Here is a 26,281-nt window from a genome sequence, read left to right on the forward strand (position 1 = left end):
CGCGTATATATTGCGCGTATGGATAAAAATATCTCGACCCTTCTTAGCGAAATCAAAACACGAACACGCTTGAGTGAACCTGTTATCGCTCAAAAACTGGGCATTTCTCAGCCCACTGTGAATCGAATTTTGAACGGCCAGGCTGATTGCAAAGGCAAGACGCTCCGCTCGATCCAGGCCCTTCATCACGAGGTTTGCGGTGACGTGCTTTTGACTATACCCACGAAGGAAAAATAAAGCATGCGTAACGAGTCGCACAAAACCCTGATCGGCATCCTGCGCGAGCACGTCGCCGACTGGCGCCGCGCCGCTGGGCTGTCGAGCGCAAGCGCCGTCGACATGATCGTCGCGGCGCATGCTCACGTCAGCGGCCCGGCCATCACCGGTATTCGCTTCGATGCGCACACGGACGAGTTCCAGCGCATGAAAAACAACAGCGACCGCGTGCTGCGTTGGCTCGACGACGAAACCAAGGACACCAATTTCCTGCCGGCGAACTTCGTTTTTTCCATCCTCGCCGGCATGCCAGATGACGCGCGCGTGCACTGCCTGAACGACATGCTGCGCCGCTTCGGCCTGTGCGTGCGTGCCATCGAGTCGCAAGACGAGGGCGGCTTGGGCCTGGGCGATATCTGCGACTTGGCCAGCGCCGACGCTGACGCTATGGCGTCGCTTGCGGCCGTTGTGGCCGCACCCACACAAGCCAATTACGAAATCGCGCTGCGCAAGGCCGCACGGGCAGCCGAGAAGAAGGCGCGCATCGTGCGCATCCTCACCGGCGCGCGACGGGCCATGTCCCGCACCAAGGACGTACTGCAGCGCGTGTTGCATCCGGGGCGCGGGGCGAGGGAGAAGGTGTGATGAAGACGTTTTTCGATGGCGATATTAAGCCTTCCGGACTGGTCTCGATTGCCGGACGGGCATTCCCCGACTCTACGGAAATGTTTATCAGATCCGAAAGCGATCTGCCTGAATTTTGGCTGGCATTCGGCCCGTATGGCTGCTCCCAGCCCCTTGGCTATATCAAATGGGTGCGCTGTGGCGAAGAAACATCCATCACAGGATCCCGCCAAGGACTCTTTGAATTAACGGAAGTGCTGCCGGCAAGTTCGCCAGTCCCGCATCCAATAGTTTCTCTGTCAGGAGTTTTATGGTCTCGCCGGGAGCTTCTCGAAGTGATTTCAGCAGGTGCGATTTGGCCGTCTCTGGCAACTCAGCCGACTGAATGCGGGCCTCGATCAACTGGCGAATGGTGTCGTCGTGAAGTTTGATTGTCACGACGCCCAGAATTGCCGACAGTCCACCATCGTCCGCCAAAAAGTCCATGCCGGCTGCCGTAGCTTTTGCGAGAAAGAACTCATTTGGTCGGCCAATCGCGCCGGCTGATTTGCCTGAAATAAGACCGTGCTCCATTAGGTATTGAAGGGTGGAGTTTACAGCAGGATTTTGACGTTGCAATTCTTGCACATTAACCATGTCTGGGTACGCATCGGCAAGTTTTGATAGCAGTTCAAGTTGGAGTGCACGGTCAAGTCTCACGGGGATTGCCTTTTAAAAATTGTTGAGTGGAATTGGCAATTTAGCACTTGTAGGCAATCCCACCCAAATATCCGGCAATAAGTCCGGAACAAGTTTCAAACGGGGCAGCGGCTGCGCAGCTGCGACCAGGCGATTCCAGCCCGCCGGTCACGCCCCGACCCATTCACGGCTGGATGGAAGGCTGGACATGACATTGAATAACGATCAGGCGCATGTAATACGCGCCGTCGATGCCGGACGGGGTGGGTGGCAATAATGTCCAACCCCTGGTTCCGCATGTATGCCGAGTTCGCGCACGACCCAAAGGTGCAGATGCTGCCCGAGGTAATGCAGCGTCGTTACGTCATGTTGATGTGCATGCGTTGCAGTAACGCGCTTGTAACGTTACAGGCAGATGAGATTGCGTTTCACCTGCGTATCGACGCTGCGCAACTTGAAGAAACGAAGGCGCTTTTCCTCGCGAAAGGTTTCATCAACGAGGCGTGGGAACTGCTGAACTGGGAAAAGCGCCAGTTCAGCTCAGACACCAGCGCACAGAGGGTGGCGAAGCACCGAGCGGCCAAGAAAGCAGCCGAAGAAGCCGCACGAAACGGCCATGTAACGTTACCGCAACAGAAAAGTAACGCCCTAGATACAGATACAGATACAGATACAGAAGAGAAGAGAAGAGCAAAGGCAACGTCAAAAGCAGAAGCCACCGCGTCGCGGTTGCCTGCGGACTGGTCTGCATCGGCTGACGATATCGAATTTTGCAAAGCCGAGCGGCCCGACCTGGTGCCGGCGCAGACCGAGCAGCGCTTCCGTGATTACTGGATCGCCCAGCCCGGCGTCAAGGGCCGCAAGGCGGATTGGCCGGCCACTTGGCGCAACTGGGTACGCAACGAGCGCGCGCCGCATGGAGCAGCCGGACGCACGGCGAAGTTTGACCCGACCGCATTCGTCAATCGTGGCCGGCCGCAACCTGGGAGCCCGACATGAGCGCGCTTGCAACTGCTGGCAGCCAAAGCTGCTTCCTGGGCCAGTCCAGCACGGCGCCAAACTCGCGCTGGTTCGAGGTGCATCCGACCCTCAAGGTGTCGATGATCGAGCATCTGTACAACCGCCTGGACGGCGCATACCCGCACTGGTGGTCGTCCAATTTCGCCAGCGAGGTAGCGCTGCGGAACTGGGCCGAATCGTGGGTGGAGGCCTTCGAGGAAGAGGGGATCAGCCCCAAGGACGTCGCCGTCGGCCTGAAGGCCTGTCGTCTGCGCTACCAGAAGCCGCCGAGCTGCGCCGAATTCATCCAGGCGTGCAAGCCGTTCGCAGACCCGGTACCGGCGTACCACGAGGCCATCGTCGGTATCGAGGCGCGCCGCAAAGGCGAGTGGGGCGTCTGGTCGCATCCGGCGGTCTACTGGTCGGCGACGCTGCTGGCGCGCGACCTGATGATGCAGTCGTACGGCCAGGTCAAGGATCGCTGGGCGGCCACGCTGAGCGCGCAGCTGGCCCGCGGCGAATGGGCCGAGATTCCGGCGCCTGCGCCAGCGCTGCCGGCGCCGGGCAAGGGCAGCCTTTCCCGCGAGGATGCGGCCCGCATGCTTGCCGAACTGGAGGCCAGCGGCGTGACCAAGTCGCCACGAGCAACGCACTTCGACCACAAGACGTGGGCGCGAAAAATCATGGCGCGCTTGGCCAAGGGCGACAAGTCGTTGCAGGCCATGCAGATCACCAACGCCAAGACCGCCCTTGGCATTATTTGAAAGATACGAATGACTTTTCACCTGTTCCGCGCCGGCAAGGCCAAGAATTACCACTACCGCTTCCAGATCGCAGGCGCGCGCGTGCAGCGCAGCACCCGCGAGAGCAGCAAGGCGAAGGCCAGCCTGGTGGCGCAGCGGGCGTTCGACGAGGCGCTGATCCTGACCAACGGCGGAAAAGTCGTGCCCACGCTGGCGGCCATGGCGCAGGAATGGCTGGAGGTGAACGGCCCGATCAGCAGCGCCGCGCACCAGCGCAGCGTCGAGACCACTGCCCGGCTGCACTTCTACGGCCTGGGCGACCTGCCGCTGAACCAGATCACCACCAGCCACGTCGAGCTGGCGCGCAACCGGCACCTAGTCGACCACAAGCCGGCCAGCGCAAACCACTGGCTGCGCGTGCTCAAGCTGATTGCGAACTGGGCCGTGAAGCGCGAGTTGATCAGGTCGATCCCTTGGCAGGTGCGCATGCTGAAGGTGCAAAAGCGCCCACGCTCGATCCTTCCTATCGCCGCCGTGGCCGAATGGTTTGCCGCGGTCGACCAAGTCACGCGCGCAGACCCATCGGTGGCCACGGCCATCCGCCTGATGTTCGGCCTGGGCCTGCGCGAGTCCGAGGCGGCAGGCGCGCGCTGGGAATGGCTGGACTGGCAGCGCGCCACCTACACGCCCGGTATTACCAAGGGCCGCGAGGCGGAGCCCGTGCCTGTTCCGGCCTGGCTGGTCGAGCAGCTGGCGCCTCACCGCCAGGTGGAGGGCCTGATCGCCGGCAAGCGCGGCGGCGCCCAGCAGCACCCGCCCGGCTTCGCGCGCAAGGCCATGAAGTCTGCCAACCTGAGCTGCAAGATCAAGGGGATCACCCCGCACAGGCTGCGCGGCACGTTCGCCACCATGCTATCGGAGCAGGGCGTGCCGATCCAGACGATCCAGGCCGTGATGCGTCACAAGTCGCCGATGACCACCATGGCCTACCTGGAGAAAAACCGGGAGACAGCAGCGCAGGCACAGAACGATATCGCCGAGAAAATCGGTTTTGGGCGTGGCGAGAAAGTGGCGGGAGCCACCCCGCAAAGCCGCATGGATACACATCTTCATGATTATCATCAGTCATCAGCTGATGGCAAATTGGGCGACGCCGAATGAGCCGCCGCTTCCCAGCACCGGCGCCGGAAACTCCAGCTGAAGCGGCCTACAAGCGCGACCGCGCCTTGCTGCGCGCGCTCTACACCTGCCAGCCCGTGCTGTTCGACGGCAAGCAGCACTTCCTGCACAGCATGTCTCCCCAGGTGCTGGGTGGCGGCGTGTCGACAATTATTTACCTGATGGGCGACGCGACACCGCGCCAGCCGAACGAAATCACCTTTTTGGAAATTGCAGAATGAAAATCTACATCGCAGGCCCGATGACCGGCATGCCCGGCCTCAACTTTCACGCATTCCATGCAGCCACCGCTGAGCTGCGCGCCCAGGGCCATACCGTGATCAACCCGGCCGAGGTGAACCCAGATCAGACGACGTCGTGGGAAGCGTGCATGCGCCGCGATATCGCCGAGCTGGTGACGTGTGACCGCATCCACCTGCTGCCTGGCTGGGAGGTATCGCGCGGCGCGACTCTGGAGCATCACATCGCCACGCAGTTGAGCCTGGCGGTGACGCTGCACCTAGCATAGGAAATGGCAAAAACGTTGGCGGGAAAGTGGCGAAGACCACCCCGCAACGCCGCATATTTCCTCATGTTCATGATTATTGTGAATCATCGGTCATTACCAAATTCAGTACCTGCAGGCAAGCAAAAGCAAAGGGATAGAAATGCAAGAATTATTCAAAAACACACATGATGCGCTGATATTCGCATTCAATTATTCGTCTCAGCAATATGCGTTGTCGCCTATGTCTAAGCTGATGAAGGGTAACGGATCTGGGACAGGGAAGGGGCTGGTGTCTATCGACGGCGCCGCTCAAGCAGGTATCATCCGCTCGCGTATCGCTCGGCTTCCGGCGCTACAAGCGGCGTGTATTGTCGCCCGCTACGCTCCGCGCTTCGAGGAGTGCCCGTGTTGCCAAGGGCGCGACAAGCTGACTGACGATTACCGTGAAGCAGTAGCTACACTCACCGAATGGGCCATTGGTCACTGCGCTGGCATCACGCTGCGCAATATGCGCGGCGCCATCATCCGATCTTTCTTCGAGCGCGGCGTATCGATCTCCGAAGCGGCTAGGCAACTCAACGTTCCAAAGGCCACTGCTTACGACCAAAAGGCGCGGATTCATAGGGCACTTAAAGAATTCGATGTGATAGCGCAGCGGGCAGTCGCCACCAGTATCGAAGATATGTGCATGCTATAGTCTAAGCGGGATTATTAATCGCTCGGAGTCAAAAATGTCGGATGGAAAAAGAATTGAATTAAAAGGGAAATCAGTACACAAAATTACCAGCTATTTTCAGTCTCCAATCACGTACTCATTTGACGTGTTTTGTCAGTTTGATGAAATTTACGATGAAGCTATCAAACCAATTGCATTGGTGCTTAAAGACTACATGAGCGAGGTCGCGGTTCACCAACATGTATACGCTTCTGTTGTGGTTGCAGAGGATGAAATCCATAAAACAATTGATGCTGGAGGTGAAATAGATGAGGCGACGGCGAGAGATTCTATTGTAAGAACAATTGTTGAGGATCTCTCAGGATTCCCCCGTAGTTACGAATGGCGCATTGAATTTCCGCGTTTTTATCGTCTTCCAGATTCCAAGATCGAAGTTAACAAAGATATGTATTTTGATTTTAAAACCGGAAAATTTCCTGATCTGGTATTAAAAGTTTATGGGTACTGCGGCACTGATTTCAATCAGCCTGCTGTAGTGAAAATGCTATCAGCTATAAAAAGTCTTATCTTTGTATTGGAGTGGAGCAAAGTTGTCCACGAAACTCATAGTTTTGATGACCTTAAAGTAATTGTTTTTGATAATTATTTGGGGCTTGAAAAGAAGCAATTTCTTAAATCAGATTTGTCGCGACTTATCGGAGGATCTCGTTTATCAGTATCTTTGGAAGCGAGAAAGATGGGTGTCAAAAACACTAATGTGGCTTCAATATTGTCCACTTCATTTAGCCAAGCAGGGAAAGTGGTAGAACTACTTCAGCTTGAGGAAAATGCTGCAATTGCGACTGCTATTGATTGGTACATGGATTCACGATTAGTTGAAAATCAGACGGTAGCATTGCTGGAAGTGTGTATTGGACTAGAGGCTATTCTCGGGGATGACGGGGAGATAAAGGATATGACCAATCGCCTTTGTGACCGCTTGGGTTTCTTATTGGGCAAATCGCGCGATCAGCGTCGCATCTTTTCTGAGCAATATAGGGCAGTCTTGAGTCTGCGGGGCAAACTTGTGCATGGTAAGCAGGCGAAGTTAGATCAAGATGGAGCAAAGACCCTCTCTGTGGCGAGAGATCTACTCAGGGATGTGATTGAGCACGAACTTATCCAGATCACCAAATAGGCTTGCACTGGACAATTCTGTCCGGTATAGTCTCAATTCATATACACGTGATGATTCCGTCAAAGTAAATGGGTGTGGTGAAACTGGTAGACACAGCGGCCTTGAAAGCCGTGGACGAAAGTCACTGAGGGTTCGAGTCCCTCCGCCCCCACCAAAAAAATGAAAGCCCGCCTCTTCACCGACGCGGGCTTTTTGCATTCCAGATCTCCGTCTTCCCCTGCTTAGCCGCTGACCGCAACCATGCGCCGGCGGCCTTTTTATTTGAGGTGTTCGATGAACCCGCGCCACTACCGAGACATGATCATCCGCGCAGTGGGTGAGCCCGACGGCCAAACTCTCGACCTGATCGTCAGCCACGTCATCGATGCCGAGCGCGCGAAGCAGATCCTGCGCGCCAACGGCTACGGTATGACAGGGTTGTCGGCTAGTGCGACGGCCGCTTTGGTACCGACAATATCGATGCGAACGCGTGCGGTTTGCCAGCACGTTGGGTGTTCGGCTGATGCGGCAAGGATGCCCCAATTTGCCGCAACCGACAGCGCGTTTGTCCAAGCTGTGCGCGAGTGGGACGCTTTGTGTGCGGCACAGGCGGTGCCATTCTATCTGCTGCAGAATCCTTGATGTCGCGCCTGAAGGCACTCAAGCCACGCTTGCAGCAGCAGGCCATGAACCGTGCGCCAGTGATGCAGCCAGGGTCATGGCGCACCGATCAAACGAGCAGCACCAAGCGCGGCTACGGCTACGCCTGGCAGAAGGCCCGCGCCGGCCATTTGCGCAGCCATCCGCTTTGCGTGTATTGCCTGCGTGATCCGGCCTATGCGGGCGTCCGTGACATGGCGCCTAGCGCGGCCATTTTGCGCTGTGCCGAGTTGGGCCTGGCGGCGCCCATGGCCTCCGTGGTCGACCACATTGAACCGCATCGTGGCGACCAAGTGCTGTTCTGGAACAAGACCAATTGGCAGTCGCTGTGCGGCACCCACCACAGCGCAGATAAGCAGCGTGAAGAGGCGGCTCATCTGCGTGGCGAATAGATGGCACCAAAGCAACATCAGGGAACATTTCAAAAAGGCAATATCAGGGGAGGGGGGGGCGAAAAGTTCCCGGCCCCTCGCCGACCTAGACCGCGTCCTCTCCCACGCGCAGAATTTTTCCTTCACTGAGGGTTTTGTTAATGGCTTTAACAGGCAAAAAGCGTGCGTTCGCCGATGCCGTTTTGGCCGGCCGTAGCAATAAGGACGCAGCGATCATAGCCGGGTACAGTCCGGCGACGGCCTCGGCCGCTGGCTCTCGTCTTGTTAAAGACCCGGCCGTGGCCGAATACCTGAAGGTGGCGCGCGCCAATGTCGTACCTAGTGCGCCAGCAGCGGTACCAGCCGCCCCACCGCCGCGTGCTACGTTCGATTTGAACCGTGCGCTGCAGCACACCGACCCGAAAACGTTCCTGATGGCGGCGATGAACGATATCGAGCTGGGCGAGAAGCTGCGCATCGATGCCGCCAAGGCGTTGATGCCCTTCGTGCACAAGAAGCCGGGCGAGGTGGGAAAGAAACAGGAAAAGCTGGACGCCGCGCAGCAAGCCGCCGGTGGTCGCTTCAGCGCGCCGCCACCGCCGCCACGTCTGGTGTCTGGCGGCGGTAAATGACGCCGTATCCGGAGTGGAGCACCGCGTGCCACGATTGGGAGGCGCGCATTATTGCTGGCCAGCCGCTCACGCCATGCCCACCGCTATATCCTGACCAGGCTGCCGCGGCGTGGGCTATTTTTTCCGAACTGCGCATGGTGGACGCGCCCGGCAGCCCGAAGATGGGCGAGGTGGTCAAGCCGTGGGTGCGCGAGTTTGTTGAGGCCATCTTCGGTGCGTACAATCCGGAGACCGGTCGCCGGCTGATCAAAGAGTTCATGCTCCTGATCAGCAAGAAAAACGGCAAGTCGACCATCGCCGCAGGGATCATGCTGACGGCGCTGCTGCTGAACTGGCGTCTGGAGGGGGAATACATCGTCTTAGCGCCTACAAAGGAGATCGCCGACAACAGCTACAAGCCGATGGCAGCAATGATCAAGGCTGATGACGAGTTGGCCGTGATGCTGAAGGTGCAGGACCACATCCGCACCATCACCCACCTGACCACCAATGCGACATTGAAGGTGGTGGCAGCCGATGGCGAGACGGTGTCCGGCAAGAAGGCTATCGGTGTATTTATCGACGAGCTGTGGCTGTTCGGTAAAAACCCGCGCGCCGACGCCATGCTGTTGGAAGCGACGGGGGGCTTGGCCTCGCGTCCCGAGGGTTTCGTGATTTTCGCGACGACGCAATCAGACGATCCTCCAGCTGGCGCGTTTCTATCCCGGCTGCTGTATGCGCGCGGCGTGCGAGACGGGACGATCCATGACCCGGCGTGCTACCCCATTTTGTATGAGTTCCCGGAGCACATGCTCAAGGCCGGCGCGCACCGTGATGTGAGTAACGCCTATGTGACGAACCCGAACATGGGCACGTCGGTCGACGAGGAATTCATCGAGCGCGGCTTCCGGCAGGCGCAGGAAAAAGGCGAAGTCGAGTTCCGCGGCTTCCTGGCCAAGCACTTGAATGTGCAGATTGGCCTGGCGCTGATGTCGAATCGCTGGCCGGGCGCCGATTTTTGGGAGCAGCAGGGCCTGCGCCCAGCGCTGACCCTGGAAGACCTGCTGGCGCGCAGCGAAGTGGCCACCGTCGGCATCGATGGCGGCGGCCTGGACGATTTGCTGGGCCTGGCGGTGATCGGCCGCGAGCGCGAAACGCGCCGCTGGCTGCTGTGGACCAAGGCTTGGGCTCACCCTTCCGTGATGGAACGGCGAAAACTCGAAGCCGCCCGCTTCGAAGACTTCGCCAAGCAGGGCGACCTGGTGCTGGTCAAGCGCATCGGCGAGGACGTGGAGCAGGTGGCAGCGGCTGTGCTGCAAGTGGAGCAATCCGGGCTGCTCGACAAGGTGGGCGCCGACTCGGCCGGCATTGGCGCCATTCTCGATGCCATGGTCGAGGCCGGCGTTCCACAGGAAAAAATTGTTGCTATTTCGCAGGGCTGGCGGTTGGGCGGTTCGATCAAGACCACCGAGCGCAAGTTGGCCGAGGGCGTGATCGAGCACGGCGGCCAGCCGATGATGGCCTGGTGCGTAGGCAATGCCAAGGTCGAACCGCGGGGCAATGCCATTTTAATTACCAAGCAGGCTTCTGGTTCCGCCAAGATCGATCCGCTGATGGCGACCTTCGACGCTGTATCCCTGATGGAACTAAATCCGCCGGCGCAATGTGGCTCGGTGTACGAATCGCGCGGCATAAGGACTGTTTAACCCATGAGTTTATTCGATTTCTTCCGGCCATCTGCAGCGCCGGAGGCGCAGTCACGCCCCGACGAGACATGCGATACCCCGATGCCGGCCGCCGCCGCGCCGTCGGCACCGACCGTCCAGGCATCGACAGGAACCCTGTTCGCTGGCCTGGACGACCCCGACCTGTTGGCCTTCATGCGTACCGGTGGCGAAACCGCCTCGGGCGCCTACGTCAATGCATCGAAGGCGCTGCAGAACATGGCCCTGCTGCGCTGCGTCACGCTGATCTCGGAATCGATCGGCATGCTGCCGCTCAACCTGGTCGAGCGTGGTGACGAGAAACGCTATGCCACCGAGCACCCGCTGTACGATATTTTGAAGGCCAAGCCGAACAACTGGCAGACGGCGTACGAGTTCAAGGCGTTGATGCAACTGCGCGTCATGATGCACGGCAACGCCTACGCCCGCGTGATCTGGTCGCGCAACCAGGTGCTGCGCCTGATCCCGATGTGCCCGAAACGCGTAAAGGCAGAGCTGGACGATAGCTGGAACATGGTCTACACGTACACCCGCAAGGATGGTCGTCAGATCCCGCTGCCGGCCGAGGAGGTATTCCACCTGCGCGACCTGTCCGAAGATGGTGTGACGGGACTGTCCCGCGTGCGCCTAGCGCATGAAGCAATCGGCATTGCCCAGCAGGCCGAAAAGGCCGCCGCGCGTCTGTTCAAGAACGGCGTCATGGCCGGCGGTGCACTGTCTGCGCCCAACGCGCTCACTGACAAGGCCTTCGGCCGTTTGCAGGATTCGATCACCGACAAGACCGGCGCCGAAAACGCTGGCAAGTGGATGATCCTCGAAGAGGGCCTCAAGGCTGAACAATGGGCCAACACCGCCGCCGACGCCCAGCACATCGAAAACCGCAACCACCAGATCGAGGAAATCGCCCGCGCCATGGGCGTGCCGCGCCCGCTGCTGATGATGGACGACACGTCTTGGGGCAGCGGCATTGAGCAGCTGGCCATCCTTTTCATCCAGTTCTCGCTGCAACACTGGTTCACGATCTGGGAGCAGGGCATCGAGCGCACCCTGCTGTCGAAAGATGACGGCAAGAAGCTGCGCGCCAAATTCAACGAACGCGCGCTGCTGCGCGGCACCTTGAAGGACCAGGCCGAATTCTTTACCAAGGCGCTGGGCAGCGGCGGCCACGCGCCGTGGATGACACAAAACGAAGTGCGCGAGCTGCAAGACCTGGCCCGTTCCAATGACAAGGGCGCAGACGAGCTGCGCGCGCCCGCCAACCAAGCGAAGACAACCAATGACCCTGTTAAAACTGCCTGAAATCAACGCCGCCCAGGGCCTGGGCAACATCCAGTTCGACATGCGCCCTGACGCGCTCGAGCGCTGGGAGCCGGGCATCCGCGCGGCGGCCGACGACGACGGCCCCACCATTTCCATCTACGACCGCATCGGCGAGTCGTACGACGGCGAGGGTGTGACCACCAAGCGCATTTCCGCCGCCCTGCGCAACATCGGCGCGCGTGCCGTGACGGTGAACGTCAACTCGCCCGGCGGCGATTTCTTCCAGGGCGTGGCCATCTACAACCTGCTGCGCGAGCACAAGGCCAAGGTCACCGTCAAGGTGATGGGCATCGCCGCGTCGGCCGCGTCCGTCATCGCTATGGCCGGTGACGAGATCCTGATGGGTGACGGCGCCTTCTTGATGATCCACAACGCCTGGGCCATGGCGATCGGCAACCGCCACGACATGATCAAGGCATCCGAGCAACTGGCTCCCTTCGATGCGGCCATGGCCTCCGTCTACGCCGCCCGGTCCGGGCTGAGTGTGGCGGAAGCGGCCGCCATGATGGACAAGGAAAGCTGGCTGGGCGCGACTCAGGCCGTCGAGCAAGGCTTCGCCAGCGGCATCCTGGCGCGCGAGCAGATGGGTCACGATCCCGAGGCCAGCGCCGACACGAAATATCTTGCGATGGTGGAAGCGGCCATGGCCCGGGCGGGGCATTCTCGCTCCGTGCGCCGCGAAGCCATCAAGTCCCTGTTTTCTGGCACGCCGGGCGCTGCTGGAAAAACCGCCACGCCGAGCGCTGGCACCAAAGAAGTAGCAGCGTCACTGCAAACCCTGATCAACAATCTGAAAGGCAAATAATGAAAAAAGTAATGATGACCAGCATCGCTACGGCGATGATCGCCAGCGCCCTAGCGGCGCACGCTGCCCAGACCAGCCAACCCGTTCCGCGCGGCATCGTGGCCGTGCGCGCCGACGGCGACGTGAATGCGCTGATCGAAGGCGTCAACAAGGCATTCCATGATTTCAAGGCCGAGCACACCAAGCAGCTGGACGAAATCAAGAAGGGTAACGCCGACGCGCTGCAGGCACTGAAGGTGGACAACATCAATGCCGACATCGCCAAGTTGCAGGCCGCCGTCGATGCCGCAAATGAAAAAATCGTTGCCGCGCAAATGAACAGTGCCACCGGCGCCCTGAAGGACAAGGAATATACCGAAGCGTTCAGCGCGCACTTCAAGCGTGGCGATGTGCAGGCAGCCCTGAACAAGGGAACGGCCAGCGAAGGCGGCTTTCTGGCTCCTGTTGAATGGGACCGCACCATCACAGATCGCCTGGTGGTGTTGTCGCCGATGCGCGGCCTGTGCGCCGGTCAGACGATCAGCACCGCCGGTTTCAGTAAGCTGTTCGGTAGCCGCGGTACAACTTCCGGCTGGGTCGGCGAAACCGACCCGCGCCCCGAAACCAATACGTCGACGTTCGGCATGCTTACCTACAACACGGGCGAGTTGTACGCCAACCCGGCGGCCACCCAGCAGATGCTGGATGATTCGGCTGTCAATCTGGAAGCATGGCTGGCGGGCGAAGTCGAAACCGAGTTTGCGCTGCAGGAGGGTGTCGCCTTTTTGACTGGCAATGGCACCAACAAGCCAAACGGTCTGCTGACCTATATTACTGGCGGCTCGAATGCAGCGGCGCACCCGTGGGGTGACATCAAGACCGTCAAGAGCGGCGCGGCAGCGTCCTTGACTGCCGATGGCCTGATCGACCTGGTGTATGAGCTGCCGGGCGAATATACGGGCAACGCCCGTGCGACGATGAACCGTAATACGCAAAAGGCAGTTCGCAAGCTGAAAGATGGCGAAGGCAACTATTTGTGGCAGCCGTCGTTCCAGGCTGGCGAGCCCGCAACGATGCTGGGCTATGGCATTACTGAAATCGCTGGAATGCCCGACATCGCGGCCAACTCGAAGCCTATTGTGTTCGGCGACTTCAAGCGCGGCTACCTGATCGTTGACCGCGTTGGTGTGCGCGTGCTGCGCGATCCGTACACCAAGAAGCCGTATATCTACTTCTACACCACCAAGCGCGTCGGCGGCGGCCTGCTGAACCCGGACGTCTTCAAAGCGCTGACGGTCGCAGCCTAAAAACCCTATGCGCTGGGCCGGGCTGGCCCGGCGCAACTTTTGAGAGGAATCACCATGATTTTCAACAAAGAGTTCCGTGGCGTGCGCGACGGCGAAATCTATCCCGAAACGTTCCAGCCGGGCGATGAATGCCCACCAGAGCTGGTCGACGCGGCGCTGAGCCTGGAAGTGCTCGAAGTGCCTGAAGCGGTCGAGTCGAAGAAAAAGGACAAGTAATCCATGTTCCTGACACCTGAACTGGCCAAGGGCTACCAGCGCATCGTCGGCAACGATGAGGACGACGTGATCGCCCTGATTCTTTCGGCTGCCGAGCGCAACGCGCTGGTCTACCTGAACCGCCAGGTGTTCGCCGACATTGCCGCCATGGAAGCGGCCATCACGGCCGGTACCGCCGGCGAGTTTCCTATGGTAATCGAGGACGATATCAAGCTCGGCATCCTGAAGCTGTTCGGCGACATGTACGAAAACCGCGAGGACAGCGTGCTGGCCGTTTCGGTGGCGCGGTTGCCGCTGGGCTCGCGCGAGCTGCTGCGCCCGCATCGCGTCGGGAACGGCGTCTGATGCGCGCCGGCCAGCTGGACCGTCGAATCACCATCGAGCGCCCGGGCATGGTGGAGGGCGAGTACGGGCCTCAGCCTGGCGGCTGGGTGTCGGTTGCCGCACGCGTGCCTGCCCAGGTCAAGGATGCCCTGCCCAGCAAGTCGGAAACGGTGAAGGAGGGTATGGCTATGGCCACCCGGCCGGCACGGCTGCGCATGCGCTATTTGCGCGGCATCACTTCCGACATGCGCATCACGCTGCATGGCGACATCGACGAGCTTTTCCAGATCGTTGGCGGCCCGGCCGAGATTGGCCGCCGGGAATGGCTGGAAATAACTATTGAGCAATATTCAACCCAGGGGCAATGATGGCTGACGACCGCAATATCACCGGAGGCAAGGCGCTGGACGATTTCCTCAAGTCCTTGCCGGCCAAGATCGAGCGCAACATCATGCGCTCGGCACTGCGCCAGGGCGCCAACGTATTCAAGGCCGAGGTGCGCGAAAACATTCCCGTCGACAGCGGCGAGCTGCGCCGCAGCGTGCGCGTGGTCACCAAGGCAAAGGGCGGTCGGGTTACGGCATCCGTGCGCGTGGGCAACAAGCGCGCTTGGTATGGCCACATGGTGGAGTTCGGCACCAAGCCGCACAAGATCGTGCCGAAAAAGAAGGGCGCCCTAGTCATTGGCCAGACTCGCGCCATGGTGGTCGATCACCCGGGCGCAAAGCCCCATCCGTTCATCCGGCCGGCGTTTGACACCAAGCCTGCCGCCGCCATCGCTGCCGTGGGCGCGCAGATCCGCAAGCGCCTGACCGCCGAGGGCATCAATGTGCCAGCGGCTGAAACCGATTAGGACGACCATGAAAATCAAAATGTTCAAAACTATCCCGGGCTCGACCGACGGCGTGACCGTGATCGAGCTGAAGGCCGGTACCGAATACCGCATGACCGACGCCGCGCGCGGCGAACGCCGTGCTGCTGCCTACATCCGCCGCGGCGAGGCCGTCGAAGTCATCGCCGCCGCTGGCGGCGACCAGGCGGCAGCGGTACCAGTGCCGCAAGCGCGCGGCAAAAAATGAGCGCAGTCAAAGTCATCCGCGCCTTGCTGACCGCGCATGCGCCAGTGCTGGCCCTCGTGCCAGAAGCGCGCGTCGTGGCCGGTACCGTGCCGCTGGGTACGGCGTTGCCCGCCATCGGGCTGACGGAGATCAGTCGCGATGAGATGCCTACAGCGTCGCTTTCGCAGCGCGCCGTTCAGGTGACGGCGCGTGTGCAGGTGACCGTGCACGCCAGAACGTACCCGGAACAGAAGGCCGTGCTGCAGGCAGCCAGGCTGGGGCCAGGCGCGCATACCGGCACCGTAGCCGGAGTCGTGGTGCGCAGCGTGATGCGCGACATCGTCGGGCCCGACCTGAAGGATGAAGCGGCCAGCATTTTCGAGCAGTGCCGTGATTTCAAGGTGGTTTTTGTCGAAGCAAATTAGTATTCCCTGGTTTTATCAGCCCGCCCGCACCGCAATCCTGCGTGCGGGCTTTTTTATTGAAAGGTATCAAAATGGCATTCGAAAATGACTTCGAGACAGTCGCCGGCACCAAGCTGTATGTGTGCGCGACCCGCCCGGCCGACAACACGGTAGCGGCCTTCGCGGCGCTCACCTGGGTCGAGGTAGGCGACATTACCACCGTCGGCGGCGTGAAGGGACGCGAATACAGCACTTCCACGCTGGCGACCGTCAGCAACGCCCACGACCGCGAAAAGAAGGGCTCCTACAAGCTGCCCAACGCTGAAATGGAATGCGCCTGGGTCGAAGACGACGCCGGCCAGATCCTGATCGAAGCGGCGGCCAACGACTACACCATCCCTGCGTTCAAGGTCGTCAAGCAGGGCGGCGGTATTCGCTACTTCACGGCCCAGGTCATGAAGTTTGTCGAAAACCTGGGCGGCAGCAACGACACCGTCAAGGGCGCTTTCACCCTGCTGCGCCAGAGCGACACCCTCACCGCGTAACTGCGGCAACCCTCCTGGCCTCGGCCACCCCAGCACCGGCTTGGTCCGCTTCGCCCTTCGAGGGGCGGGCGGGCCTGGCACGGGCATTTATTCCCTCGAAGAAAGGCTTCACCATGTCCAATATCAAAAAATTCGCAGTCGACGAAACCAGCACCTTGCACCTGAAGGATGCCAATGACGACCTGATGTACGCAGATGGTGCAGACGGCAACCCGGACAAGAACAAACCCATGCGCATCAAGCTGTACGGCCCCGGCTCCAAGCAGTACGCCAAGGTGCAGGCCGCCAGCAACAACAAGCTGTTCACCCGCCTGAAGAAAAAGGGCAAGGAAGACCAGTCGGCGGAAGACCAGGCGCAGGAAGGTGCCGACAAACTGGCAGCCCTCACGCATTCGTTCGAGAACATCAGCTACGACGACCTGGCAGGCGAAGCACTGCACAAGGCCGTGTACCTGGACGAAACCATCGGCTTCATTCCTGTCCAGGTCAACGCCCATCTGAATGACTGGGCAAATTTTACGAAGACCTCGGCGAAGAACTAAGCCTGTTCGTGCGGCACAGCGCCTGGCTCGGCGCTGTGCCAGAGGCAAAGGAGGGCGCGCGGGCGGACAGCGCCGAGCTGTCGCGCCGCGAGCGGATCGAGCGCGACGGTGGCGAAATTGAAACGCCGCCGTTCGACCAGGGCGATTACCTGATTGGCTACTTCTACGAGGTGGGGCCTACCGTGGCGGCCGGCATGGGCGCTGGCCCGGTGACATTTGCCGAGATTGCCGCATGGCAGGCGGCGCGCGGCTTCGAATTGGAGCCATGGGAGGCGCGCCTGCTGCGGCGCTTGTCGATCGACTACCTGGCAGAGTCGCACCGCGCTACCAAGCGGGATTGCCCTCCGCCGTGGGGTGGATCTGTCGCCATTCGCGTCAGCGCCGACCGCGCATCAGCACGGGCCCTTGAGTTGTTTCTTGCATAGACCGTCCACGTGGCGGTCTTTTTTTTCGTCTGCCGCCCATGAGGTGGCTTTTTTATTGGACAAGCGATGATCGTTGGCGACATGGAAATCCGGCTTCGCGCCGACATTGCTCGGCTCCAGGCCGACATGAACCAGGCGCGTCGCGTCGTCACGGAAACCCAGGACAAGATCAACTCGGCCGCCAATGCCATGAAGACGGCGCTGGCCGGCATCGGCATCGGCGCCGGCCTGGCCGAAATCATCAAGATGGCCGATGAATACGCCAAGTTCACGGCGCAGCTGCGCCTGGCGTCGACGTCGCTTGCAGACTATGCCGCGTCTTACGATGCCGTCAAACGCATTGCGAAAACTTCGCAGCAGGACCTCGCCAGCACGGGGGTGCTGTATGCCCGAATTGCCAACGGCACGCGCGAGCTCGGGACGACGCAAAAGCAAGTGGCCGATATCACTGAGACCGTCAACCTGGCGCTGCGCGTGAGCGGCGCCACGGCGACCGAGTCGGCGTCGGCCCAGCTGCAGCTGTCGCAGGCATTTGCGTCGGGCACGCTGCGCGGCGAGGAATTCAACGCCGTCAACGAGGCGGCGCCGCGCCTGATGAAAGCACTGGCCGACGGCATGGGCTTGCCGGTGGGCGCGCTCAAGGCGATGGCAGGCGAGGGGCAGATTACTTCCAACATCATGGCCACGGTGTTGCCGAAGGCCTTGGAGTCGTTGCGCGAGGAAAGCAAGAATATCCAGACGATTTCCGGCGCCTTTACCGTGCTGAAAAATGAAATGCTGGAGTTTTTCGGCATGCAGGCCCAGGCGAACGGCACGGTAGGGGCTATAACTACAGCGATCCGCTTGTTGTCCGAAAATTTAGGCGCGCTTGTTATTGTTCTTAAAACTTTGACCGCATACCAGATCGGTACTTGGCTGGCGGGATGGACGGCCAAGACGTATGGGCAAGTAACAGCGCATTTTGCACTGAAGGCGGCCACCATGGCGACGCTACAGTCGGAAGTGTTGCGTGCCGATGCACAAGTGGCGCAGCTGGCGACCACGCAATTGGCCATCGTGGCCGCGCGTAACGAAATGATCGCTCGGTTGGCGCAGGCGAACGCGAACATCACTGCGGCACAGGCCGCGATGGCGGCGTCAGCAGCGGCAGGGGCGCAAAGCTACGCTATGTTGATCCTGCGCAGGTCGACGGCCGAACTTGCTGTAGCTGAGGCCGCGCGCACAGCGACCTTGGCCGAGCTGGCGATCCTAGGGCAGCAGCAGACCAGAATCAGTGCGCAAATCGCTGCTGCCGATGTGGCGCAGACTGCAGCGAAAACCGGGCTTGCCGCTGCAACTGGTTTCCTGTCACGTGCAATGGGCGCACTGCGCGCTGCCACCGCATTCCTTGGCGGCCCTATAGGCGCGATTATTCTTTTGCTTGGCGCCGCTGCTTTGGCATGGGAAATTTTTGGGAAAAAAGCCAAACAATCGAATGAGCAAGCTGCAGAGTCTCTCGAAGAGGCGAGTGTTCGCATCAACAAGGCGCTCGACAAGCAAATTGAAAAACATCAGGCAATTATTGACCTTAAAGCAAAGGGGGTGAAGAAAGAGGACGCGCAGAAGCAGGTAGACGCATACACGCACTTGGCTGATTTGGAGCGCCGTCGTGCGGCGTATGAACAAGGGACAAGGGGAACGTCCGCGAGCGTGGCATTGGACCTGATGCGAGAAATTGACAAGGAAATCGCTGAAACTAGGGGGAAGATCGCGAAGGAGCGCGAGACTGGCTCGGCCGCTGAGAAACTGATGGGGCAAGAAGCCTATAACGAGTGGAAAAAAACCTACGCCACCCGTGAAGAGCAGCGCGCCGCCGAGATCGCCGACCTGAAATCGCGCAATTTGAATGCGGAGCAGTACGCCGACATCTTGGGCCGAATCAATTTGAAGTACGCCGACAAGGGCGCGGCAGCGGGCCTGAAGAAAGAAGAGCAAGCCTATGCCACGCTGATCGCCAGCATCCGCGAGAAGACCGAGGCGGGGCGCCTGGAAAACGCCACCGACGTCGATGCGACCGAGAGCCAGAAGCTGCGCATCAAGCTGGAAGAGGCAAGCAAGGCCAATAAATTGAAACTGGCCGATGCTCATCTGACGGCGGCCCACGCGGCGCTGGACGAGCTGGCGGCCGTTGAAAAGGTAGCCAAGGCTCGGGCCACGGAAAAGGACGTGTCCGCGCGCATTCAGGAAAGCACGCTGGCGCGCCAGGACTCCGCGGCGGCGCTGGCGGTGGAATACCAAATGATGGGCAAGTCCAGCGACGCACGTGAATTGGCCATGGTGGCGGTGCGCGAGCAGACGGCGCTGGAGAAATTCCTGCTTCAGGAAAAACTGGCCGGCAAGGCGGTCACCGAGGACCAGATCAAGCGCCTGACGGAAGAGGCGGCCGCGCGCGTGCGCGTTGAGCAGGCCACGCTGGCGCAGACCAAGGCGCTGGGCTATGCCGCCCAGCTGGCCGACGAAAACCGTCGCTTCGCTGCTGAATCGCTGTTCGATGAGAAAGCGCGCGCTGCTGCGCTGCTGAAAATCGAATCCGCCATGTGGCAAGAGCGCATTTCACTGGCCGGCGCCGGCACGGACGCGCAGAAGCGCCTGCAGGAAGAATACTCGACCTGGTACAGCAACCAGCTGGCCAAGCCCGAGATCGAAGCCAGCCGCAAAATGTGGGAATCGATCGACTCTACCGCCCACGATACCTTCGTGTCGATCTTCGATTCGGGCAAGTCGGCGTTCGATCGCCTGCGGGACAGCCTGAAAAATGGCTTGCTCGACCTGCTGTATCAGATGACGATCAAGAAATGGATTCTGAATATTGGCACGTCGGTGTCCGGGGGGGGGGCTGCTGGCCTGGTCTCATCCAATGGCCTGGGCATGAGCGGCGGCGCAGCCGGCGGAGGCTTGGGCGGTATTGCCAGCCTGGCGCAGAGCGCCAAGACTGCCTATTCCATCGCCACAGATGGCTTTACCAGTATGACGTCGTCGCTGGGTGACGCCCTGAGTTCGGCAGGGAACTTCTTCAATTCAGGTTCGATTTCCAGTTTTGGGAAGGGGATGACCCTGTCGGGCGACCAAGCCAGTACGGCAGCGCAGACCTACCTGAAGGCCGGCGATTCCAGCACGGCCAGTTCGTTGACGAGTGGATCGACAGCCGGCTCTGCTCTTACCGTAGCGACAGCCTGGCTCGCGGCTGCGGGAATTGGCCGCGCGCTGGGGAATAAAATCTCGAATGGCTATTCCGTCAACGGTGGGAATGGCGGTGGCTTTATTAATTTCTCCACGCTAACAAATTCTGTGCCGATTCTTGGCGGCATCGTTGGCGGCTTGATTAATCGCGCTTTTGGTATGTCGCAAAAAAAGGTCACGTCATCCGGTATACGCGGCACGTTGGGGGCTGACAGCTCGTTTAAGGGCGAGACCTTTGCGGATTGGACTCAAAAAGGTGGCTTGTTCCGTAGCAACAAATCCGACACGGATATTGGCGCGGTCGACGCGGCTACGGCGAGTGCGTTCTCAAGCACGTACGCGGCGATCCGAGATGTGTCTGCTGCCATGGCGACCACCCTTGGCGTAGATGCCGCTGGCATCAAGACCCGTTCCCAGTCTCTCAATATCGCTTTGACAAGCGATGCCGCCAAAAATGAGGAGGCTGTCAAAAAGTTCTTTGGCACTGTTGCTAATTCCATTGCCTTGGAAGTCGTGCCCACTCTGGCGCAGTTCAAGGTCGGAACGGAGGAACTCAGCGAGACACTGCAGCGCGTTGGCACAAACTACGCTGCAGTCGATGCTGCACTGCTGCTAATTGGCCGCACTTCGCAGGATGCGTTTGGCGCTGTGGGTGTCGCCACTATCGGCGCGCGCGAGAATCTGATCAAGCTGGCCGGCAGCCTGGACTCGCTCACCAGCGGGACCAGCTTCTTTGCTGAAAACTTCCTCACGGAAGCCGAGCAAATGGCGCCCGTGCTGTCGACCGTGGCCGATACGCTGGGCAAGCTCGGCATGGCCGGCACCACGACCATGGACGACTACAAGAAGAAGGTGCTGAGTCTGAACTTGGCCAGCGCGGCAGACCAGGAGCTGTACATCAAGCTGCTGGCCCTGGCGCCTGCCTTCAAGGCGGCCGCCGACTACAGCAGCCAGCTGGCTGCTGCGACAGGCAATTATGCTGCCGTGGTCAAAACCGCCAGCGAGATCGCCAGCGAGCGGATGGACCTGCAAAAGCAGCTGAACGAACTGACGAAAAGCGAAACGGAACTACTGGCTATCCAGCGCTCCAGCATCGCCGCCGTCAACCGTGCACTGTTCGACCAGGTGCAGGCTGCCAAGGCAGTCGTTACTACCAAGGATGCGCTGGCGAAAGCTTACGACACCGAATCAGCAGCGGCCAAGGCGGCGCTGGAGAAATCGAAGTCGTGGGTGGTGACCTTGAACAGCTTGAACGACAGCATGGCCCTGGGCAACCAGTCCACCCTGACGCCGGAGCAGAAATACGCCGAGGCGCGCGCCCAGTTCGAGAAAACCCTGGCGGCGGCCAATGCCGGCGACTCGACGGCGCAGTCCGGCTTGTCGGCTGCCGAGCAGGCGTTCCTGACAGCGTCCCAAGTGGTCAACGCCTCGGATGCCCGCTACGCGGCAGATTACGCCCGCGTGGTGGCGGCCAACAACGAGGCGCTGAAATGGGCTTCGGCGCAGGTCGACGTGCAGCAGGCCAGCCTGGATGCCCTCAAGGCTCAGGTGTCGGGCCTGATCACCATCAACGACAGCGTGCTGACGGTGGCGCAAGCCATCGCCAACCTGCAGGCGGCGATGGGTACGGCCAAAGGCTTGGGTGTGCAGTTCGACGGTTCCCATGCCGGCGGCCTGGCCAATGTGCCGTTTGACGGCTACGCGGCCGAGCTGCACCGCGGTGAAGTGGTGATGGACGCGCAAGCTGCCTCTGTTATGCGCCGTTACTTCGGTGGCGCACCGAGCCAGGGCGGTGGCAACACCGATGCCCTGGTAGCCGAGATCAAGGGCCTGCGGGAAGAAGTCAAAGGGTTGCGCGCCGATCAGGCCAAGCAAACCGGCGCCGTCATGCAGGCTACCGTCGAATCGAACGACCATGCGGCCAAAACGGTCGTCGCCGGCATCGACAAATCCGCCAAGGCATCCGCCTGGGCGAAACAAGTGGAGTATTCCGAATGACAGATGCGCAATTTTTGGCGTGGCTGAGAAGTCCGCGAGCCATCCACATGGTGCTGATCGAGGCCCAGGTCAACGTGGCCAGTAGCGAGGTCACGCGCTATATTGCCTCGCGGCCGTATGTCACCGGTCCAGCGGAGGTGCCGGCCAACACCGTGTATCTGCCGCTGGCCACCGGCGGCCTGGCCTTCACCGAGCAGGTCAGCCTGACCGGTGAGGCCGGGCTGTCGGGCGGCGATATCGAGCTGGGCAACGCTGACGGCAAGCTCGACAGCTGGCTCGGCGACGTGTGGCGCAATCGTCCGGTCAAGGCTTGGGCCGGCGATCCGCGCTGGCCGCGCGCCGATTTCCGCCTGGTGTTTGACGGCATCATTGCTGACATCGGCAGCTCGAGCCGGGAAACGCTCAACTTGTCCCTGCGGGACAAGCTGCAGCGCCTGGACACGCCGATTGCCGAGGCCAAGCTGGGCGGCACCTCACCAAATAAGGACGCAACCTTGCCGATTCCGTTCGGTGAATGCCACAACGTCACGCCGCTGTTGACCGATCCGGTCACCATGGAATATGGCTTCCTGGGCGCCGTCGAGTCGAGCTTCGAGGTGCGCACCAACGGCAAGCCGATTGCCGTCGCGCTCAACGACCAGGCCGGGCGCTTTAACCTGACCACGCCGCCGTATTCGGCGGCGATCACGGTCAGCGTGCAGGGCGACAAGGGCGGCGGCTACGCGCCGCGCATCGCGCCGCTGGTGCAGCGCATTGCCACCGCTTATGGCAAGGCATCGGATCGCTTCACCCTGGCGGACCTCGACCTGCTCAACCTGGCCGCGTTCGATGCTGCCCACCCGCAGTTGGTGGGCCTGTACGTTGCGGACCGGACGAACCAGGCGCAGGCCATCCAGCAGCTGGCGGCCAGCGTGGGCGCCCAGGCGCTCATGTCGCGCACCGGCCAGCTACGCCTGGTGCAGATCGCTCTGCCGGCCGCCGGCGTGCCGGTGCCAATCGGCCCCGAGAAAATGCGGGTGGGCTCGTTGCACGTCGTGCAGCGCCTGCCGGTCGTGGCGGCCGTCAAAATTGCCTTCGACCGCAACTACACGGTGCAGGCCAGCCTGACCACCAGCATCCCGGCCGCGCACGCCGAGCTGTACGCGACGGAGTGGCTGACGGAAACGGCTGTCGATGTCGCTGTAAAGGCGCGGTACCGACTGACGGACGACCCGCCGCAGATTGAAACTTGCCTCAAGACGAATGCGGACGCGCAAGCGGAAGCAGCGCGGCGCCTGGCCCTGAACAAGGTGCAGCGCACGATTTACGAATTTGATGGGGAGCCTGAGATGATGATGCTGGAATTGGGGCAGCCCGTGGTGCTGCGCGATGATCGTTTCGGCCTGCAGGACGGCGCGCCGGGTGTGGTGGTGCTGCTGTCGCACCAATGGCTGGCCGGGCGCGTGACGGTGGGGGTGCTGGTATGACGGCCATCGGGGGCGCGCGCGATACGCTGCTGCAGGCTTCGGCGGAGCGCTTCAGCACGACGGCCGATGGCAAGGCGATCCTGCTGGCTGGCAGCACGCCGGTATTTCGCGTGAACAGTGCCGGCGCCGGTGCGCCAGGTTCGATTGCCATTACCGCCAAGCCGGTGAACGTGGTGGGCGATATCGTGTTTTCGGTATCCGCCGGCACGCAGATCACCGTCAACGGGAATGTGGCCACGGTCAATTTTGCCTCCATGACCACGGATACCGCTCTGGTGCAAGCCACGATCCGTGAATTCGGTGTCGATTACGTCGCCAACTACATGATCAGCAAGGTCTTCGACGGCGTCGCCGGTGAGACGGGCCTGTCCGGGCTGAATACGGGCCAGGCCTTCGCCTACAAGCGCGCTGATGCCGCGCCAGGTGATTCGCCGGGTGACGTGATCTTCACCTTTGCCACGGCCAGTATCACGACGCCGGCCGGCAATAACCTGGCCAATGGCTGGTCGAAGAATATCCCTGCCGGCACGGCGCCGCTGTACGTGCGCGTGGCCGCCGCCAGTTCGCGCAATGCCACGGACAGCATCGCCGCCAATGAGTGGGCGGGGGCGGTGCAGCTGGCCAAGGACGGTGCCGACGGATTGAACGTGGCGCCCGTGCGCATCTACCAGCGCGGTGCCACCAACATCGCGCCGGCGCTGCCGAGCGCGGCATGCACGTTCACCTTTGCCACTGGCACGCTGACGGGCCTGAATAATGGCTGGTCGACCCAGGTGCCAACGGCAGGCGGCGCCTACCTGTTCACATCGGGCGCCACGGCCGCTTCGCGCACCGCGACCGACGACATCGCGCCCGGCGAATGGGCCGCCGCTGCACGCCTGGCTGCCGACGGCGCGGCTGGCCAGCGTGGCACAGTCACCGTGACGGCGCCGGGCTATTCCACCTGGTCGGATGCCTCGGCCGTCTATGAGCTGGGGCACGCCGGCTACGGCGCGCCGATCAACCGCGACGTGGTCACGCTGTACGACGCCACGCATGCAGTGACGAAATATTTTGATAACGGCGCCTGGTTGGTGCTGGGCACGGTTCTGAATGGCAACTTGCTGGTGGATGGATCGGTGGCGGCCAAGGCCCTGTCGGTGGATAACCTGGCGGCAATCACCGCGATTCTGGGCAATGTGACAGCTGGCGACCTGTACGGCACGACGCTGCACGGTGGAGCTGGCTATCCTACGAACGCGCACGGGTGGCCGGCCGCAGGAAACATGGGTTCTGGCTTTCACCTTAGCGCGAATGGCCTCTATATCGGCAACCCACAAAATAACCGATATTTTGGCGTTGATGGGGACGGCAATGTGTATGCCCCGGCGTTTAGCGTGATTAATAGTGTCGCAACGTTTTACGGCACATTATCTGCGGTTACTGGTTCTTTTCAGCTGATTCGCAGTCCAGCGCGCGCAGCCACTGGCGCCGGCGCCGGGTACGACCTTACTGGTTCAGGTTTCTCATTTTTCAATTCCGCCAATACATTGAAGCTGAAAATGGGTGACGCATGACCACGGCGCTGCAGCTTTTCAACGATAACGGCACCAAGAACTGGGATTCCCGGACCGTTGCCGGCGGCATCATTGCCGACGTCCGCCAATATGCCAGCACCGAAACTGCAGTGTTGACCTATCCCATTTTTACCGGCCGCTCGGTCGAGATCGTGCCTTTATTGCTGTGGGTTGAGGCGGGCACGATGGGCGTCGTGGCCGATACCGCACTGGGCTATCCGCGCGTCACCGTATCCGTTGCCAGCACGACCAGGCGGTTTGCCGTGGAGGTGTATTAATGTCTACCTTTGTTCAAATCGTCAATGACACCGATGAGCTGGTGATCTCCGACCGCGGCATCACCTACGGCTACATCGGGCGCGCGCAACTGTTCGGGGTGGCGCAGGCCGGGGGCGGCACCATCACGAAAACGCCAGGGCAGAGCGTCTATACCATCGATTGGGCGGGCGACATTGTCGTCGCCCTGCCGGTCAAGGCGAACGGCACCACGGCGCTGCGCAATATCAGCAAATCCGGCAACACCTGGACCATCAACGTGCACAAGGGAAACGGCGCTTTCGATGCCAATGGCTTCGATATCCAGGAAGCGACCGAGGTCTATGTGTTCGGCGCCCCGGTGCTGGTACCCGGTTTCACCGCAGCCTTGTATGGCGACGACACCAGTGTTTGCGCCGATCTCACACGGCAGCCGCTGACATACCGTGCGCGCATCAATATCGCAGCGGGGTCGTTGGCCTGGGGCATGCCTGCTGGCGTAGCGATCCCTGCCATCGTTGGCACGCCGATGGATTACAACGTGACCTCTGTTCGGGACGGCGCCTTTTACATCATCAGGAACCAAGCGCGCGGCTGGCAGCTTGTGGCCGGCACGATTCAACGCAATATTTTCCAAAACCGCTGGCGGCGTGAAGACGGCGGCGCTTCCGCAGTCGACTCCATCCGCCAAATTTCCGCCATTCTCATCGATGCAAGTGGCCTTGCCTGAAAGTTACC

Annotated in this window: 30 protein-coding genes; 29 read left to right on the plus strand and 1 reads right to left on the minus strand. The window is 60.8% G+C overall.

Going from position 1 to position 26,281, the window contains the following annotated elements; translation table 11 throughout:
- Nucleotides 1-240 precede the first annotated feature (240 nt).
- Complete coding sequence (locus KO538_RS09890; protein ID WP_219328189.1) at nt 241-861, plus strand: hypothetical protein; 621 nt, start codon at nt 241-243, stop codon at nt 859-861.
- Between the two features lie 195 nt (nt 862-1,056).
- Here the strand turns inward: KO538_RS09890 and KO538_RS09895 are convergent, their stop codons facing one another.
- Nucleotides 1,057-1,539, minus strand: coding sequence for a hypothetical protein (locus tag KO538_RS09895; protein WP_219328190.1), 483 nt, complete (start codon nt 1,537-1,539; stop codon nt 1,057-1,059).
- Nucleotides 1,540-1,794: 255 nt separating this feature from the next.
- Between KO538_RS09895 and KO538_RS09900 the strand changes: the two genes are divergently transcribed.
- The 28 genes from KO538_RS09900 to KO538_RS10035 all read left to right on the plus strand — a co-directional run bounded on the left by KO538_RS09900 (nt 1,795) and on the right by KO538_RS10035 (nt 26,273).
- Nucleotides 1,795-2,517 (plus strand): hypothetical protein, encoded by a 723-nt coding sequence (locus tag KO538_RS09900; protein WP_219328191.1) that lies wholly within the window; start codon nt 1,795-1,797, stop codon nt 2,515-2,517.
- Entirely contained in the window at nt 2,514-3,281 is a 768-nt protein-coding gene (locus tag KO538_RS09905; RefSeq protein ID WP_219328192.1) for a replication protein P, read from the plus strand. The genes KO538_RS09900 and KO538_RS09905 overlap by 4 nt, the downstream gene beginning before the upstream one ends.
- Before the next feature lie 9 nt (nt 3,282-3,290).
- The gene (locus tag KO538_RS09910; RefSeq protein WP_219328193.1) at nt 3,291-4,421 is read left to right on the plus strand and encodes a site-specific integrase; all 1,131 of its coding nucleotides are present in this window, start codon (nt 3,291-3,293) and stop codon (nt 4,419-4,421) included.
- Nucleotides 4,418-4,660 carry a hypothetical protein gene (locus KO538_RS09915; protein ID WP_219328194.1) on the plus strand — a complete coding sequence of 81 codons (243 nt, stop codon included), beginning with the start codon at nt 4,418-4,420 and terminating at the stop codon, nt 4,658-4,660. Before KO538_RS09910 ends, KO538_RS09915 begins: the two co-directional genes overlap by 4 nt.
- Nucleotides 4,657-4,947, plus strand: a complete 291-nt coding sequence (locus KO538_RS09920; protein WP_219328195.1) for a DUF4406 domain-containing protein — start codon at nt 4,657-4,659, stop codon at nt 4,945-4,947. The genes KO538_RS09915 and KO538_RS09920 overlap by 4 nt, the downstream gene beginning before the upstream one ends.
- Before the next feature lie 139 nt (nt 4,948-5,086).
- A complete protein-coding gene (locus KO538_RS09925) occupies nt 5,087-5,623 on the plus strand; it encodes a hypothetical protein (protein WP_219328196.1) in 537 nt (178 codons plus the stop codon).
- A gap of 34 nt (nt 5,624-5,657) precedes the next feature.
- Entirely contained in the window at nt 5,658-6,779 is a 1,122-nt protein-coding gene (locus tag KO538_RS09930; protein WP_219328197.1) for a HEPN domain-containing protein, read from the plus strand.
- Nucleotides 6,780-7,052: 273 nt separating this feature from the next.
- Entirely contained in the window at nt 7,053-7,400 is a 348-nt protein-coding gene (locus KO538_RS09935) for a hypothetical protein (protein WP_219328198.1), read from the plus strand.
- On the plus strand, nt 7,400-7,810 hold the full coding sequence (locus KO538_RS09940) for an HNH endonuclease (protein ID WP_374106841.1): 411 nt from the start codon (nt 7,400-7,402) through the stop codon (nt 7,808-7,810). Before KO538_RS09935 ends, KO538_RS09940 begins: the two co-directional genes overlap by 1 nt.
- Nucleotides 7,811-7,950: 140 nt before the next feature.
- Complete coding sequence (locus tag KO538_RS09945; RefSeq protein ID WP_219328200.1) at nt 7,951-8,421, plus strand: terminase small subunit; 471 nt, start codon at nt 7,951-7,953, stop codon at nt 8,419-8,421.
- Nucleotides 8,418-10,106 (plus strand): terminase large subunit, encoded by a 1,689-nt coding sequence (locus KO538_RS09950; RefSeq protein WP_219328201.1) that lies wholly within the window; start codon nt 8,418-8,420, stop codon nt 10,104-10,106. Before KO538_RS09945 ends, KO538_RS09950 begins: the two co-directional genes overlap by 4 nt.
- Before the next feature lie 3 nt (nt 10,107-10,109).
- A complete protein-coding gene (locus KO538_RS09955) occupies nt 10,110-11,423 on the plus strand; it encodes a phage portal protein (protein ID WP_219328202.1) in 1,314 nt (437 codons plus the stop codon).
- A complete protein-coding gene (locus KO538_RS09960) occupies nt 11,401-12,249 on the plus strand; it encodes a head maturation protease, ClpP-related (protein WP_219328203.1) in 849 nt (282 codons plus the stop codon). Before KO538_RS09955 ends, KO538_RS09960 begins: the two co-directional genes overlap by 23 nt.
- Nucleotides 12,249-13,535 carry a phage major capsid protein gene (locus KO538_RS09965; RefSeq protein ID WP_374106842.1) on the plus strand — a complete coding sequence of 429 codons (1,287 nt, stop codon included), beginning with the start codon at nt 12,249-12,251 and terminating at the stop codon, nt 13,533-13,535. The genes KO538_RS09960 and KO538_RS09965 overlap by 1 nt, the downstream gene beginning before the upstream one ends.
- A 54-nt stretch (nt 13,536-13,589) precedes the next feature.
- Nucleotides 13,590-13,751 (plus strand): hypothetical protein, encoded by a 162-nt coding sequence (locus KO538_RS09970; RefSeq protein ID WP_219328204.1) that lies wholly within the window; start codon nt 13,590-13,592, stop codon nt 13,749-13,751.
- Nucleotides 13,752-13,754: 3 nt separating this feature from the next.
- Nucleotides 13,755-14,096 (plus strand): head-tail connector protein, encoded by a 342-nt coding sequence (locus KO538_RS09975; protein WP_219328205.1) that lies wholly within the window; start codon nt 13,755-13,757, stop codon nt 14,094-14,096.
- Nucleotides 14,096-14,443, plus strand: coding sequence for a head-tail adaptor protein (locus KO538_RS09980; RefSeq protein ID WP_219328206.1), 348 nt, complete (start codon nt 14,096-14,098; stop codon nt 14,441-14,443). The genes KO538_RS09975 and KO538_RS09980 overlap by 1 nt, the downstream gene beginning before the upstream one ends.
- Nucleotides 14,443-14,928, plus strand: a complete 486-nt coding sequence (locus tag KO538_RS09985) for an HK97-gp10 family putative phage morphogenesis protein (protein WP_219328207.1) — start codon at nt 14,443-14,445, stop codon at nt 14,926-14,928. Before KO538_RS09980 ends, KO538_RS09985 begins: the two co-directional genes overlap by 1 nt.
- A gap of 19 nt (nt 14,929-14,947) precedes the next feature.
- Complete coding sequence (locus tag KO538_RS09990) at nt 14,948-15,154, plus strand: hypothetical protein (protein WP_219328208.1); 207 nt, start codon at nt 14,948-14,950, stop codon at nt 15,152-15,154.
- Entirely contained in the window at nt 15,151-15,558 is a 408-nt protein-coding gene (locus tag KO538_RS09995) for a hypothetical protein (RefSeq protein ID WP_219328209.1), read from the plus strand. Before KO538_RS09990 ends, KO538_RS09995 begins: the two co-directional genes overlap by 4 nt.
- Nucleotides 15,559-15,629: 71 nt before the next feature.
- Entirely contained in the window at nt 15,630-16,082 is a 453-nt protein-coding gene (locus KO538_RS10000; protein ID WP_219328210.1) for a hypothetical protein, read from the plus strand.
- A gap of 113 nt (nt 16,083-16,195) precedes the next feature.
- Nucleotides 16,196-16,624 (plus strand): hypothetical protein, encoded by a 429-nt coding sequence (locus KO538_RS10005; RefSeq protein ID WP_219328211.1) that lies wholly within the window; start codon nt 16,196-16,198, stop codon nt 16,622-16,624.
- 8 nt (nt 16,625-16,632) lie between these two features.
- Nucleotides 16,633-17,049 (plus strand): hypothetical protein, encoded by a 417-nt coding sequence (locus tag KO538_RS10010; RefSeq protein ID WP_219328212.1) that lies wholly within the window; start codon nt 16,633-16,635, stop codon nt 17,047-17,049.
- 66 nt (nt 17,050-17,115) lie between these two features.
- On the plus strand, nt 17,116-22,266 hold the full coding sequence (locus KO538_RS10015) for a tape measure protein (RefSeq protein ID WP_219328213.1): 5,151 nt from the start codon (nt 17,116-17,118) through the stop codon (nt 22,264-22,266).
- Nucleotides 22,263-23,732, plus strand: coding sequence for a hypothetical protein (locus KO538_RS10020; protein ID WP_219328214.1), 1,470 nt, complete (start codon nt 22,263-22,265; stop codon nt 23,730-23,732). The genes KO538_RS10015 and KO538_RS10020 overlap by 4 nt, the downstream gene beginning before the upstream one ends.
- Nucleotides 23,729-25,288: a hypothetical protein gene (locus KO538_RS10025; protein ID WP_219328215.1), complete on the plus strand. Its 1,560-nt coding sequence runs from the start codon at nt 23,729-23,731 to the stop codon at nt 25,286-25,288. Before KO538_RS10020 ends, KO538_RS10025 begins: the two co-directional genes overlap by 4 nt.
- Nucleotides 25,285-25,566, plus strand: coding sequence for a hypothetical protein (locus KO538_RS10030; RefSeq protein WP_219328216.1), 282 nt, complete (start codon nt 25,285-25,287; stop codon nt 25,564-25,566). The genes KO538_RS10025 and KO538_RS10030 overlap by 4 nt, the downstream gene beginning before the upstream one ends.
- On the plus strand, nt 25,566-26,273 hold the full coding sequence (locus KO538_RS10035) for a hypothetical protein (RefSeq protein ID WP_219328217.1): 708 nt from the start codon (nt 25,566-25,568) through the stop codon (nt 26,271-26,273). The genes KO538_RS10030 and KO538_RS10035 overlap by 1 nt, the downstream gene beginning before the upstream one ends.
- The last annotated feature ends 8 nt before the right edge of the window (nt 26,274-26,281 follow it).

Origin of the sequence: Janthinobacterium sp. NKUCC08_JDC, assembly GCF_019345575.1 — a bacterium.
GTDB lineage: Bacteria > Pseudomonadota > Gammaproteobacteria > Burkholderiales > Burkholderiaceae_D > Janthinobacterium > Janthinobacterium aestuarii.